The 13,904-nt window shown below is 57.6% G+C and carries 13 protein-coding genes; 9 read left to right on the forward strand and 4 right to left on the reverse strand.

Annotated elements, in window-relative coordinates:
* The first annotated feature begins 38 nt into the window (after positions 1 to 38).
* Complete coding sequence (locus tag BJF91_RS19235) at positions 39 to 686, forward strand: TetR/AcrR family transcriptional regulator (protein ID WP_083943391.1); 648 nt, start codon at positions 39 to 41, stop codon at positions 684 to 686.
* A gap of 44 nt (positions 687 to 730) precedes the next feature.
* Here BJF91_RS19235 and pepT read toward each other — a convergent pair whose 3' ends face one another.
* Positions 731 to 1,963, reverse strand: a complete 1,233-nt coding sequence (gene pepT / locus BJF91_RS19240; RefSeq protein WP_075616164.1) for a peptidase T — start codon at positions 1,961 to 1,963, stop codon at positions 731 to 733.
* 785 nt (positions 1,964 to 2,748) lie between these two features.
* On the opposite strand from pepT, the gene BJF91_RS19245 reads away from it, so the two are divergent.
* Complete coding sequence (locus BJF91_RS19245) at positions 2,749 to 3,453, forward strand: carbonic anhydrase (protein ID WP_075616418.1); 705 nt, start codon at positions 2,749 to 2,751, stop codon at positions 3,451 to 3,453.
* Positions 3,454 to 3,457: 4 nt separating this feature from the next.
* Complete coding sequence (locus BJF91_RS19250) at positions 3,458 to 4,984, forward strand: SulP family inorganic anion transporter (protein WP_075616165.1); 1,527 nt, start codon at positions 3,458 to 3,460, stop codon at positions 4,982 to 4,984.
* A 70-nt stretch (positions 4,985 to 5,054) separates the two neighbouring features.
* Here BJF91_RS19250 and BJF91_RS19255 read toward each other — a convergent pair whose 3' ends face one another.
* Complete coding sequence (locus BJF91_RS19255) at positions 5,055 to 6,044, reverse strand: TerC family protein (protein WP_075616166.1); 990 nt, start codon at positions 6,042 to 6,044, stop codon at positions 5,055 to 5,057.
* Between the two features lie 335 nt (positions 6,045 to 6,379).
* On the opposite strand from BJF91_RS19255, the gene rpsD reads away from it, so the two are divergent.
* From rpsD to BJF91_RS19290, 6 genes are all read left to right on the forward strand, one after another.
* Complete coding sequence (gene rpsD, locus BJF91_RS19260; protein ID WP_075616167.1) at positions 6,380 to 6,997, forward strand: 30S ribosomal protein S4; 618 nt, start codon at positions 6,380 to 6,382, stop codon at positions 6,995 to 6,997.
* 213 nt (positions 6,998 to 7,210) lie between these two features.
* Positions 7,211 to 8,137: a glutaminase gene (locus tag BJF91_RS19265; protein ID WP_075616168.1), complete on the forward strand. Its 927-nt coding sequence runs from the start codon at positions 7,211 to 7,213 to the stop codon at positions 8,135 to 8,137.
* A gap of 275 nt (positions 8,138 to 8,412) precedes the next feature.
* The gene (locus BJF91_RS19275; protein ID WP_162843891.1) at positions 8,413 to 9,189 is read left to right on the forward strand and encodes a ChbG/HpnK family deacetylase; all 777 of its coding nucleotides are present in this window, start codon (positions 8,413 to 8,415) and stop codon (positions 9,187 to 9,189) included.
* Between the two features lie 96 nt (positions 9,190 to 9,285).
* Positions 9,286 to 10,200 (forward strand): tRNA 2-thiocytidine(32) synthetase TtcA, encoded by a 915-nt coding sequence (gene ttcA / locus BJF91_RS19280; protein ID WP_075616171.1) that lies wholly within the window; start codon positions 9,286 to 9,288, stop codon positions 10,198 to 10,200.
* 30 nt (positions 10,201 to 10,230) lie between these two features.
* Positions 10,231 to 11,055 (forward strand): inositol monophosphatase family protein, encoded by an 825-nt coding sequence (locus BJF91_RS19285; RefSeq protein WP_075616172.1) that lies wholly within the window; start codon positions 10,231 to 10,233, stop codon positions 11,053 to 11,055.
* 29 nt (positions 11,056 to 11,084) lie between these two features.
* Entirely contained in the window at positions 11,085 to 11,906 is an 822-nt protein-coding gene (locus BJF91_RS19290; RefSeq protein ID WP_075616173.1) for an inositol monophosphatase family protein, read from the forward strand.
* Positions 11,907 to 11,981: 75 nt separating this feature from the next.
* Here the strand turns inward: BJF91_RS19290 and BJF91_RS19295 are convergent, their stop codons facing one another.
* Positions 11,982 to 13,187 carry a multidrug effflux MFS transporter gene (locus BJF91_RS19295; protein WP_075616174.1) on the reverse strand — a complete coding sequence of 402 codons (1,206 nt, stop codon included), beginning with the start codon at positions 13,185 to 13,187 and terminating at the stop codon, positions 11,982 to 11,984.
* 253 nt (positions 13,188 to 13,440) lie between these two features.
* Entirely contained in the window at positions 13,441 to 13,776 is a 336-nt protein-coding gene (gene grxD, locus BJF91_RS19300) for a Grx4 family monothiol glutaredoxin (RefSeq protein WP_075616175.1), read from the reverse strand.
* Between the last annotated feature and the right edge of the window lie 128 nt (positions 13,777 to 13,904).

The following is a 13,904-nucleotide window of genomic DNA, read 5'->3' on the forward strand; positions in this document are numbered from 1 at the left end:
GTTTATCAAGGGGCCTTATTGGCCAATGGTGCCGTTCGATGACCACGCAGAGGGATGAGGATGTGAATGCCGTTCAGGCAGACGATGTAACAGTGGCGTCGGAGGCTCCGACGAAACGTCGTCTTCGCGCTGATGCGGTGCGCAGCGAGGATGCGTTGCTGGAGGCTGCAAAGCTTGCGTTTGTCGAACTTGGTGTCGATGTGCCGGTGCGCGATATCGCGATGCGAGCTGGCGTCGGTGTTGGCACACTCTATCGCCGCTTTCCCACCCGCGCCGATCTGGTGACAGCAGTTTTTCGCCATGAGGTGGATGCTTGCACGGCCGAGGCGGCGGTTTTGGCCAAAACCTGCCCGCCGTTCGAGGCGCTGGCAGCGTGGCTGAAACGTTATACGGTATTTCTTGCCGCCAAGAAGGGGCTTGCCGCAGCACTGCATTCGGGCGATCCGGCCTATCAAGGCCTGCCGGATTATTTCCGGGGAAATTTCGAGCCGGCTTTGACCAGCCTTTTAGCCAGTGCGGCTGATGCTGGCACGGTCCGCAGCGACATCGTGCCTTATGATCTGCTGAAGCTTGTCGGCAGCATGTCGGCCTCTGCCCTTGGAGACGAAGCATTCGTCATGCGCATGCTCGATCTGATCATCGACGGGCTGCGCTTTGGAGCGGACACGAAAGATGGGGCACCCTGAACGTCGGTGGAGCATGTTCAGGTTGCCGCTTTCGCGGGCGGATGTCAGGCCCGCTCTTCCCAGACCTTGACCAGCTCGACGATGGTCTTTGCCGATGTCTCCATGTCCTGGACGCTCACCCATTCGAGAGGTGAGTGATAGGCGTGACCGCCGGTATAGATATTGGGGCAGGGCAGGCCCATGAAGGAGAGGCGTGAGCCGTCGGTACCGCCACGGATGCTGTGCAGCTTCGGCTCCAGTCCGATCCGCCGCACGGCTTCGGCGAGATTGTCCATCACCTCGGGATGCTGGTCGAGCACGATCTTCATGTTGCGATACTGTTCGCGCACGGTGAAGCGGTAGGTCGAGCCGGGATAGTTGGCCATGACCTGTTTGACGACCTTTTCGAGCAGCTGCTCTTTGGCTTTCAGGCCTTCGCCCTCGAAATCGCGGATGATCAGGCTGATTTCGGCCTTTTCCATCGCGCCGCTAATATCGGTTGGATGAATAAAGCCCTGCCGCCCTTCGGTGGTTTCAGGTGCCTGATCCTTCGGCAGCCGGGCAACGATCTCGCTGGCGATGCGGATGGCATTTTCCATCTTACCCTTGGCGGTGCCGGGGTGGATGGCAACACCTGATATTTCAATCTCGACGCCATCGGCGGAAAAGGTCTCGTTTTCAATCTCGCCAACCGTGCTGCCATCCAATGTGTAGCCGAACTTCGCGCCGAGTTTGGCGATATCGACCTTGTCGGCGCCGCGGCCGATTTCCTCGTCGGTGGTGAACAGGATCTTTACGGTGCCGTGCTTGACCTGCGGGTTGTCGATCAGGAACTGCGCGGCCGTCATGATTTCGGCAATCCCGGCCTTGTCGTCGGCGCCGAGCAGCGTCGTGCCGTCTGTCGTGACGATGTCATGGCCGATCTGCTGGGCAAGTTCGGGATTATTAGCCACCCGGATCACCTGGTTCGGGTCACCGGGCAGCGCGATATCGCCGCCCTGGTAATTGCGCAGCACCTGCGGCTTGACGCCGGTGCCGGAGAAGTCAGGAGCGGTGTCCATATGCGAACAGAAGCAGATGACCGGCACCGGCTTGTCGACATTGGCGGGCAGGGTGGCATAGACATTGCCGTGCTCGTCGAGATGCGCGTCCGACAAGCCCATGGCCAGCAATTCGGCGACCAGAATGCGCCCGAGATTCTTCTGCTTTTCCGTCGATGGCTGGCTGTTTGATTCGGGGTCAGATTGGGTATCGATGACGACATAGCGCAGGAAACGGTCGAGAATCGTGTCAGGCATGGGAAAAGTCCATCAGGTTGGGCCGCTCGTGGGGCTTCGATAGAGGCGATACAGGACGCCGGTCGGGGCAAGCTAAGAGGCAAACGCGACAGCGTGAAATCCTGCATAATTTTCATATTCTATTTGCGACTAATGCGTCGCAAATAGAAGTATCAAGGTGCAAGCGTTTCACAAGATGCGTCTTTGCTCAAGCCGCTTTGTAAAAGTCGCCCAGCTTTATCATGATCACGATCAGGCTCAGGTTTGGCTTGCCGCGATATCTCGCAGCAGAAGGCTTCGTCAGGATTTTTTACATACACGAACGGGAATGTCTTCCGCTTTTTTGCATAAAATAAATATGAATTTCACTATTATTTATGCATCCATAGGATGTGTACGGGAGGTGATGAGCATCTCTCAAGAATTCTTCGAAAATTTGCTGATGTCGCATTTCGCATCTCAATCTCTTAAAATGACTTTTATCAAGTTTCAAATTTAAGAGACTGTTTTGTATCCGTAAAACTACATTGTAGCCTTCGTGATAAAGCGGACCTGAAATTTTCAATCACGAAAAAGTGATGAAATCCAATGCTGCATTGCGAGAGGCATCACATTTCAGTCCCTGGGGTGAATTACTTTTGGTTGTGTGATTTTGCGGCAAAACGATGCCGCCGGATCCGATGCGGCGCGGTCGATGTCCGCAGGACAATCTGCGGCCCGCCTGCCGTGCTGCTCCCGCCGCCGTGGACCGGACGGTCTCCATGGCGGCTCTTCAGCCAGGTCGTTTTTCACGGAGGATTTATGCGATGAGTGATTTTTTGAAACGGGTTTCCAATTTTCGGGAAGAGATTTTCCCCAGTCATTCCGGTCTTTATCGAAAGCTTGCCCGCGAAGGGCAGCAGCCGCAGGCGTTGATGATTTCCTGCGCCGATAGCCGGGTCATGCCTGAGGTCATTACTCAATCGGGACCTGGCGAGCTCTTCGTCTGCCGCAATGCCGGCAATATCGTGCCACCGTTTTCGACCATGAACGGCGGCGTTTCCTCTGCCATCGAATACGCCGTCGTGGCGCTGGGTGTGCGTGACATCGTCGTCTGCGGCCATTCCGATTGCGGCGCGATGAAAGGACTTTGCAATCACGAACTGCTCGCGCCTATGCCCAATGTCGCGGCCTGGCTGCGCCATAGCCAAGCGGCCTATTCCATCGTCTGCGAGGCCTATCCAGAGGAACTCTCAAGCCAGGACAAGGTCCGGGCCGTTGCCATGGAAAATGTGGTAATTCAGCTCGATCACTTGCGCACTCATCCTTCCGTGGCGGCCAAGCTCGCCACCAACGATATTAGTTTGCATGGTTGGTTCTTCGATATCGAAACGGGCGAGGTGCAGGTCTATGACGGAGCGGAGAAGCGCTTTTTGGTAATCGAAGGCGAAAAGCCGTTGCCGGTTGCCGTATCCGGCCGGCCGACGCCGCATATCATGGACGATCCGTTCATGGCGCTGGCGGCGGAGTGAGGCGATGGAAAGCACCAATTCCACACTGACCCGTGATGTCGCTTCGTCGATCGTCGTCTTTCTCGTTGCCATTCCACTCTGCCTCGGCATTGCCATCGCCTCCGGCGTGCCTGTGGCCATGGGCCTCGTCTCCGGCATTGTCGGCGGTATCGTCATCGGCTCCATCGCCGGATCGCCGCTGCAGGTCTCGGGGCCGGCTGCGGGCCTTGCCGTCATCGTTTTCGGCTTTGTCGAGGAATACGGTCTTGTTCTCCTCGGCCCTGTCCTGATCGTCGCCGGCGCTTTGCAGATCCTGGCCGGCTATCTCAAGCTCGGCTCCTGGTTTCGCGCCATTTCGCCGGCGGTCGTGCATGGTATGCTGGCCGGGATTGGCATACTGATCGTACTCGGCCAGGTGCATGTACTGATGGATGCCAAGCCAGCCGCCGGCGGCGTCGACAATGTCGCCGCCATGGATGAAACCATCGGCAAAGTGCTCGGCGGCGGCCTCAGCAATCACAGCATGGCGCTAGCCGTCGGCCTGTTTTCGCTGCTTGCCATGGTCGGCTGGGAAAAGCTGCGGCCCGCTCGGTTGCGGTTGGTGCCGGGCGCGTTGATCGGCGTTGCTGGCGGTACGCTTCTGGCCGTGATGCTCGACCTGCCGATTGCCCGCGTCCAGGTGCCAGCCACGCTTCTCGAAGGTATCCGTCTGCCAACTGTCGAGAGTTTTGCCGGACTTGCCCAGCCGGGCGTGATCGCCACCGTGCTGATTATTGCGGTTATCGCCAGCGCAGAGACACTACTGTCGGCCGCCGCCGTCGACCGTATGCATGACGGTGAGCGCACCCGGTTCAACAAGGAACTGGTAGCCCAGGGCGTCGGCAACAGCATATGCGGCTTTCTCGGCGCTTTGCCGGTCACAGGCGTGATCGTCCGCTCTTCGGCCAATATCCAGGCCGGGGCGGCCACGCGGCGCTCCACCATTTTGCATGGTGTGTGGATCCTCGCGCTGGTGGCGCTGCTGCCGCAATTGCTCGGCGTGGTGCCACTGACGGCGCTGGCGGCCGTGCTGCTGGTCACCGGCTGGCGGCTTGTCAGCCTTCAGCATGTCCGTCATCTCTTCGATCATCACGGCTGGGTACCTGTCGCGATCTGGGGCGCAACGGTCAGCCTCGTCGTCGTGCAGGATTTGCTGGTGGGCGTTGCGGTCGGGCTTGCTTTGTCGATCGCCGAGATCATCCCGTTCCTGCGGCGCAAGCTGCATATCGATCATCAGGAAGATGCCCAAGCCATCCGGCTGCAATTGAACGGCGTCGGTACCTGCCGTGACGTTCCGGCGCTGCTCAGCACGCTGGAAGGGTTGCCAGACGGCAAGAAGGTGCTGATTGCGCCGTCGGGTCTGCGCTATGTCGACCACACCTGCGCCGAGACACTGACCGAGTGGGTGACGCGTGAGCGGCGGGCTGGCCGGCCGCTGGAAGTGCATGGCGCCCATCACATGGCGCCAAAGGTCGCCTCGCTGGTGCAGAGGCTCGGTGCCGTTCCTGCCTGATGGAGTTGAAGCGGTAATACAAAAGAAAAAGGGGCGGCTTATCAGGCCGCCCCTTTTTTGCTCTTCACTGTTAGCCGTCGATAACCTCGGGCTTTTCAGCTTTTCGCGTTGCCCAGAGCGAGCCGACAATACCAGCCGCGAGAATGGCAAGCGTGATGGTCAGCGAGATCAGCGGCGGGATCTTGGCGATACCCAGCATATCCGCGAGGAAGATCTTCGAACCGATGAAGATCAGCACCACCGATAGCGAATATTTTAGATAGACGAAGCGGTGGATCAGGGCGGATAGCGCGAAATAGAGGGCGCGCAGACCAAGGATGGCGAAGATATTCGAGGTGTAGACGATATAGGGATCCGTCGTGATGGCGAAGATCGCCGGGATGGAGTCGACGGCAAACACCAGGTCGACGAATTCCACCATGATCAGCGCCAGCAGCAGTGGCGTCATATAGGTCTTAAGCTTGCCGGTGGTCTCGTCGGTCTTGCGCACCACGAAGTGGTCACCTTCCAGCTTGTCGGTAACAGGCAGGAAGCGCCGCGCCAGTTTCAGCGCCGGATTGTTGGCGACGTCGTACTGGCTATCGCCGGCGAGCAGCATCTTCACGCCGGTAAAGACAAGGAAGGCGGCGAAGAAATAAAGAACCCAGTGATAATTTTCGACAATGGCGGCACCCGCCGCGATCATGATGCCGCGCAGCACGATCACACCGAGGATACCGTAGAGCAGCACGCGGTGCTGATAGGCCCGGGGAATGGCGAAATAGCCGAATATCATCGCGATAACGAAGATATTGTCCATCGCCAGGCTTTTTTCGATGACGAAGCCTGTCAGATATTCAAGTCCGGCCTGGGGACCTGATTGCCACCAGATCCAGCCGCCGAACAGGACGCCCAGCGTGATATAGAAAGCCGAAAAGGCAAAGCTTTCGGCCATGCCGATCTCCTTGCTGTTCTTATGCAGAACGCCGAGATCGAGAACGAGAAGAAAAAGAACGATTGCGATAAAGAAAAGCCACATCCAAGTGGGCTTGCCCATAAAATCAACCCAAAGAAAATCCATCGAGGGTTTCCTTTGCCGGAGGGGTTTTTGTTGCAGTTCCGACATCACGGGTATCCGGCACTCGCGTCAGAGGGGCCCGGAACTGCTGATATCTGGGTAAATGTGGCGGGCTTTGCCCATGTTCAAGCCCTGCGCTTGACATTTATGACACCTGCGCTTAGAGACCCCAGCCAACGCCGGGCGTAAATGCCCGGTGTTTTTATGACATGTCCCGTGGAGGCTCCGCTGTTTCAGGGTGAGCCGCCTGTCAGGAAAGCCGAAAGGCGATCCAGAGGAGGGCGTGTTTCCTCGAAAAACGAGCCTGCAAGGGCCGCCAAGAACAAGAAGGAAATGCGATGAGCAAGCGCGCTGCATCGAAGTACAAAATTGATCGCCGCATGGGCGAAAATATCTGGGGTCGTCCGAAGTCCCCGGTTAACCGCCGCGAATACGGCCCGGGCCAGCACGGCCAGCGCCGCAAGGGCAAGCTTTCCGACTTCGGCGTGCAGCTGCGCGCCAAGCAGAAGCTGAAGGGCTACTACGGCGATCTGCGTGAAAAGCAGTTCCGCGCCACCTACGACGAAGCTAACCGTCGCAAGGGCGATACCTCGGAAAACCTGATCGGTCTTCTGGAATCGCGTCTGGACGCCATCGTCTACCGCGCCAAGTTCGTACCGACCGTGTTTGCTGCTCGTCAGTTCGTCAACCACGGCCACGTTACTGTCAACGGCGTCAAGGTCAACATCGGTTCGTACCGTTGTAAGGCTGGCGACGTGATCGAAGTGCGTCAGAAGTCCAAGCAGCTTGCTATCGTTCTCGAAGCAAGCCAGCTCGCTGAACGCGACGTTCCTGACTATATCGAAGTCGACCACAACAAGATGGTTGCCACTTTCGTTCGTATTCCTGCTCTGTCGGACGTCCCGTACGCCGTCATCATGGAACCGCAGCTGGTCGTCGAATTCTATTCGCGTTGATCTCTGTGTGAAATTCAGGAAAGCCGCCCCAAGGGCGGCTTTTTCTGTTTGCAGCGCAATAAAATTGGGATGATGATGCGGCGTGTCAGCGTTGCGCACTTCAAATCTGTCGGGTTCAGATTGATCCAGGCAGACCTTTGCATTTCTTCAGTGCGTTTGTCCGTTCGGGAAAATCGGTCTTCACTTTTCCCTGCCAAATTCTAAGGGCGGTTTATGGATCTGCAGGCAATTGTTGACGGAATCGTTGCCGAGATGCAGCCCCGATTCGGGGAAGGCAAAGTAGCCGATTATATTCCCGAACTGGCGCGGATCGATCCCAATCAATTCGGCATCGCCATCACCACTGTCGACGGCCAGACCTATACCGCCGGGCATGCGGATGTGCCGTTTTCCATCCAGAGCATCTCCAAAGTGTTCATGCTGACGCTAGCGCTGGGTAAGGCGGGTGAGGGCGTGTGGAAGCGGGTAGGGCGCGAGCCCTCAGGCTCATCGTTCAACTCGATCGTTCAGCTGGAGCATGAGCACGGCATCCCGCGCAATCCCTTCATCAATGCCGGTGCCATTGTGGTGACGGATATGGTTCTGTCCGGCTACAAGCCGCGGGAGGCGATCGGTGAATTCCTGCGGTTCATGCGCTTTCTCGCAGACGATGACAGCATCACCATCGACCACAAGGTCGCCGGCTCCGAACAGACGACCGGCTACCGCAATTTCGCACTTGCCAATTTCATGCGCGGCTTCGGCAATCTTGAGCATAATGTGGAGATGGTTCTGGGCGTTTATTTCCATCAATGTGCGTTGGCGATGAACTGTGTGCAACTCTCCCATGCGGGTCTGTATCTTGCCAACAGGGGTACAAATCCGCTTAGTGGCTTTTCAGTTGTCTCGCCCAAGCGGGCACGGCGCATCAACGCCTTGATGCTCACCTGCGGCCATTACGACGGCTCCGGGGATTTTGCCTATCGTGTCGGATTGCCCGGCAAGAGCGGCGTAGGCGGCGGCATCCTGGCGATAGCGCCAGGCAAGGCCTCTATTGCAGTATGGTCTCCGGGATTGAATAAAGTCGGCAATTCAGCGCTTGGATCGGAAGCGCTCGAACTGCTGGCAAGCCGGACCGGCTGGTCCGTCTTTGGAAATTGAGTGGCGCTCCGATTCGTGGCGGGATGGGCCGGGCTGAACGACCGGCTTGGAATGGAATGGGGTCGCGCGAAAGCAGTGGGCGTCGCGCTGTTAGAAAAACCCCGGAAGATGGCGATGCGCTTTACAGACTATGATATCGGATGCTCGCTGAAAGTGGTTTCGAGTCGTTCGATCATACGGTAAAAGTTCGGTGCGCATTCTTGCCCCGGCTATGATATAGCAGGCAAATGGCCTGCAGGAGTGGGACAGTCTTGAACGTGATCTCGGATATTAAAGTGAATACGACGCCCTTGTGCATCGTTGCTGACGGCTATGGCCTGTCGCCGGGTGTCAATGAAGCGATTCGAACGCTGCTCAGCGAAGGCAAGGTCCGTGGCACCGGCTGCATGACCCTGTTTGCCGACTGGCGCGACGAGGCCGCGCTGCTGATGCCCGTCATCGAGCGTTGCGGCGGTGCCGTCGGTCTGCACCTGACACTAACCAATTTTCTGCCTTTGAGCGGCGTCCAGCCGATGTGCTCTTTCCGCCGTCGCCTGACGCAGTCCTTCATGGGCGGCGTCGACAAGGGAAAGCTGCAGCGCGAATTGGATGCGCAGCTCAACTCCTTCATCGACGTGATCGGCCGGGCGCCCGACTATATCGACGGCCATCAGCATGTGCATTTCCTGCCTGTCGTGCGCGAATGGTTGGTGGCGCGCCGCGATTTGCTGATCAGCCCGCGCGGCAATAGCCCGTGGCTGCGTGGTGAGCCGGATGCGCGTCTGGCGACAAGTCTTGCCCAGCGCGCCAAGATCAGTCTGGTGCAGCGCATGGCTCGCGGCTTCAACACCGAGATGCAGGCCGCCGGCTATACGATCAAAGGCCCGCTGACCGGCTTTTACGAGCGCAGCAAACCGAACGGTTTCGCCGACGCTCTGAACTATTTCCGTCGTCACGCGCCGCGCGATGCTGTCGTCATGTGTCATCCCGGCCATTGCGACGCTATTCTGAAGGGCCGCGACCGGCTTATCATGGCCCGCGAGGTTGAATTTGCCGAGCTGATGCGCCAGTAAAGGGCTGGCCTTTGACGCCGGTCATTCCGGTGCGAAGGCAAAACAAAGAGCATCAATGCCGGCAGCCGGCACTTCCGGGAACAGGATCGTTTGATCATGAATATCGCCTTTTCAGGACAGACGGCCGAAGGCGCGGAGCGCGACGACGCCGTCGAGACCGAGGAAGGCGCGGTCCATCCGATTTTCGCCTCTGCTCCCCGATCTGTTTCCTTCAACAAGCTGCGCAAACGGTTGCTGCGTCATGTCCGTCAGGCGATTGATGACTTCGGCATGCTCAACGGCCAGAAGCGCTGGCTGATCGGTCTATCAGGCGGCAAGGACAGCTATGGCCTGCTGGCGCTGCTGATGGATCTCAAATGGCGCGGGCTTCTGCCCGTCGAGCTGATCGCCTGCAATCTCGATCAGGGTCAGCCGAATTTCCCCAAGCATGTTCTGCCGGATTATCTGACATCCATCGGCATCACGCATCGCATCGAGTATCGGGACACCTATTCCATCGTCAAGGAGAAGGTCCCCGCCGGCGGCACCTATTGTTCGCTCTGTTCGCGGCTGCGGCGAGGCAATCTTTACCGGATTGCCCGCGAGGAAGGCTGCGATGCGCTGGTGCTCGGCCATCACCGCGAAGACATCCTCGAAACTTTCTTCATGAATTTCTTCCACGGCGGCCGTTTGGCGGCGATGCCGGCAAAACTGCTGAACGACGAAGGCGACCTGTTCGTGATGCGGCCGCTGGCCTATGCCGCCGAAGACGATCTCGCCAAATTCGCTGCCGCCATGCAATTCCCGATCATTCCCTGCGATCTTTGCGGTTCGCAGGACGGTTTGCAACGCAACGCCATGAAGGACATGCTGGCAGGGATAGAGGCGAAAATGCCGGGCCGCAAGGATGCCATGCTGCGGGCGCTGGCGCATGTGAACCCATCGCACTTGCTCGATCCTAAACTTTTCGATTTTTCCGGGCTCAATGTCACGAAGCCGTCACAGGAAGCAGGCAACGAAGAGAGCGAATAATAATACACTCTGTTTGTAGAAAGCCTCCCCATGTTCCATGATCGCGATCTTGATAGCGTGCTGACGATTGTCAAACACGCAGCTTCCCTTGAAATCCGGCCGCGGTTTCGCCGTCTCATTGAAGGTGAGGTCGAGGAGAAGAAGTCCAGCATCGATCTCGTGACCCAGGCCGATCTCCTGTCGGAAAAGCACATGACCGAAGCGCTGCAGGCGCGTTGGCCGCATGCGCTTGTCGTTGGCGAAGAAGCCGCCGAGACTGATCGCAGCCTGATCGACAAGCTGAAGCAGGCGGACCTCGCCTTTGTTATCGATCCCGTGGACGGCACGTTCAATTTCCAGGCCGGCCTGCCGATCTACGGAACCAACATGGCCGTGGTGGTTAAAGGCGAGACTGTCGCGGGCATCATTCACGACTCGGTCCTGGGTGATACGCTCGTGGCTTCCAAGGGCAGCGGCGCTCGATTCTTGCGCGAGGATGGTACGGTCAATCCGATTGCGGTCGCAGCCCCTGCCGATCTGTCGATGATGGTCGGTACCATCTCGATCAACGATCTTGCCTACGAGGAAAGACGACGGGTGGCCGGTAATCTCGCCAAGACGAAAATGGCCTTTGCCTATAATTGCTCTGCCTACGAGTATTGGCTGGTGGCGACGGGCAAGGTACATTTCATCGGCCACTACAAGCTATATCCCTGGGACCATCTGGCCGGCGTGCTGATCCACCAGGAAGCCGGCGGCTTTACGGCGCGCTTCGATGGCAGCCCTTACAAACCCGGCGATCTCACCGGCGGCATTCTCTCGGCGCCGGACCGTGACAGTTGGGAACAGGTGCTGCGCGAGATCGTGCACGCATAACAAATCGACCGAAATTAAGAGGAACAGACATGGCAGACATCGACATCGCAGCGCTCGCCAATCTTCTGCAGGAAGCGGCCATCAAGGAAATCCTGCCCCGCTTCCGCAATCTCGGCGAGGGCGATGTGCGGATGAAGACCGAAGCCATCGATCTGGTAACTGAGGCGGACGAGGCGGCCGAACGACTGATCCGCGCTGGAATAGAGCAGATCATGCCGGATGCGGTCTTCATCGGCGAAGAGGCGGTGGCGGCTGATCCGGATCTCCTCGGCAAGCTTGGCGATGCTGATCTTGCCGTCGTGGTCGATCCGATCGATGGCACTTTCAACTTTGCTGCAGGTTTGCCGCTGTACGGTGTCATGCTGTCAGTGGTCAGCAAGGGCGAGACGGTTGCCGGCCTGATTTATGATCCCATGGGCAATGATTGGGCGATCGTTGAAAAGGGCAGTGGCAGCTGGCTGTGTAAAGCTGACGGTACCCAGGAAAAGATGGAGATGCGGCCTGCACCTGAACTCTCGCAGATGATCGGCATTGCTAATGTCGGCTTTTTCGAAGGTGAACTGCGCCGCACCATCCTGCTTAATCTGGCCGAGGTGCGGTTGTTCACCAGCTATCGCTGCGCTGCCCACGAATACCGCATCCTTTGCCAGGGTCACATTCACTTCGCGATGTATAACAAGCTGATGCCCTGGGACCATCTCGCGGGTACGCTGATGAGCCAGGAAGCTGGCGCCTACGCTGCGCGGTTCGATGGTTCGCCTTATCTGCCGCATCACACCTCGGGTGGGCTGCTGATCGCGCCTGATATCGACAGCTGGCGCGAACTGCGGGAGAAAGTCTTTACCGTCTGACTTGCAACGGATGTTAAAACAAAAAGGCCACGGCGGAGCGATCCGCGGTGGCCTTTGTCATTTTTGCTTCCGGCGTCAGACCTTCGGATTATGCGCCGTAAACAGCTTGCCTTTTTCGGCAATCATTACCAGCACGAGGCCGATCAGGCCGAGCACAAAGTAACCCGTGACCAGCGGCCGTGCGGTGCCATCGAAAGCCTGGCCGAGGATAGCGCCGATGATCGAGCCGCCGACGGTGGAGATAAAGCCGAGGACGGAAGAGGCCGTTCCCGCGACATGGCCAAGCGGTTCGATGGCCAGCGTCTGGAAATTGCCGCCGATCCACCCGAACTGGAACATCGAGAGTCCGAAGAACATCATGAACAGCGCAAAGGGCAGTGGTTGCGGCCCAAACGTTTCCGCCAGGAGCCACAGCCCGTTGATGACGATGAAGCCGAACAGCGCGCCGTGCGAAAGCCGCCGCATGCCGACCCGCCCGACCAGTCTGGAATTGACGAAGGCGGAGACTGCCATGAACAATGCCACCCCGGCAAAGGCGAAAGGCGACCAGACACCCAGCTGGTAGATGTCCATATAGATCTGCTGGGCCGAGTTGATAAACCCGAACATGGCGCCAAAAATGAATGTGCTTGCCAGTGTGTAGAACAGCGCGGTGCGGTTCGACAAAACGATCTTGAAGCCGTCAAAGATAACGGCAGGGGTAAATTCCCTGCGATTTTCCGGTGCAAGCGTTTCAGGCAGTCTTGCCTTCATCCATAAACTTGTCAGGACGCCGCCGACCGCGATGAGCAGGAAGATCAGGCGCCAGTTGCCAAACAGCATGATCAACTGGCCCGTACCTGGCGCAATGACAGGCACGATCATGAATACCATCATGATCAGAGACATGATCTCTGCCATCTGGCGACCACCGTAGACGTCGCGCACAATGGAAATGGTGATGACACGGGTGCCGGCCGAACCAGCGCCTTGAATGAATCGCAGGATTAGCAGTGCCGTAAAACTCGGCACGACGGTGATGGCAAGAGCCGCGAGAATGTAGACAATAAGCCCGATCAGAATCGGATTGCGCCGGCCGAAACGGTCCGACAGCGGTCCATAGATCAACTGTGCGCAGCCAAAGCCGATCAGATAGGACGTTACGACATACTGCCGATGATTTTCATTGGCGACATGGAGAGCTTCACCAATCTGCTGCAAGGCAGGCAGCATGATGTCGATGGCAAGCGCGTTCATTGCCATCAACGCGGCGCAGAGAAAGACGAATTCCAGCTTGCTCATGCCCCTGAGGGCAGCTGGAACGGTACGAAGGGGAGCCGTCATAAGAGATATGTCCTGGAAAACCGAAAAGGCGCCGCGAGGCGACGCCTTGATCACGAACCACACATGTCCTTAATGACAACCCTTTACAGATTTGTGCAGCCCTTACGATTGTTATAACCACACTTTTGCAGAAAATGTGGCACTACAACCATGATGTCACGCATCCGTGAAGTTGCAAGCCCGTGAATAACAACGGGCTTTGCATGCTGGATCAGGCTGCACCGCGAACGGCGATGCCTTTTTCCTCGAGATGCGACTGCAACTCGCCCGCCTGGAACATCTCACGCACGATGTCGCAACCGCCGATGAATTCGCCCTTTACGTAGAGCTGCGGAATGGTCGGCCAATTGGAATAGGCCTTTATGCCCTCACGGATTTCCTGATCGGCGAGCACATTAATGCCCTTATAATCCACACCGAGATAGTCCAGCATCTGGACGACCTGACCCGAAAAACCGCATTGCGGAAACTGGGGCGTGCCCTTCATGAAAAGTACGACATCAGTGCTTTTCACAGCATTATCGATGAACTCGTTTACACCGCTCATGGAATTGTCCTTTCACAATGCGGGTCAAGGCCGCAATCTTCCGTGGCCTTATATAGGCCTGTTGTTCCAAAATTTCAAAAGCCAAAAGCCGACGGAAGCAGTCCGAAAGCCCGCAGCCCGCTGGCGTT

Origin of the sequence: Gillisella taibaishanensis, assembly GCF_001938985.1 — a bacterium.
GTDB lineage: Bacteria > Pseudomonadota > Alphaproteobacteria > Rhizobiales > Rhizobiaceae > Allorhizobium > Allorhizobium taibaishanense.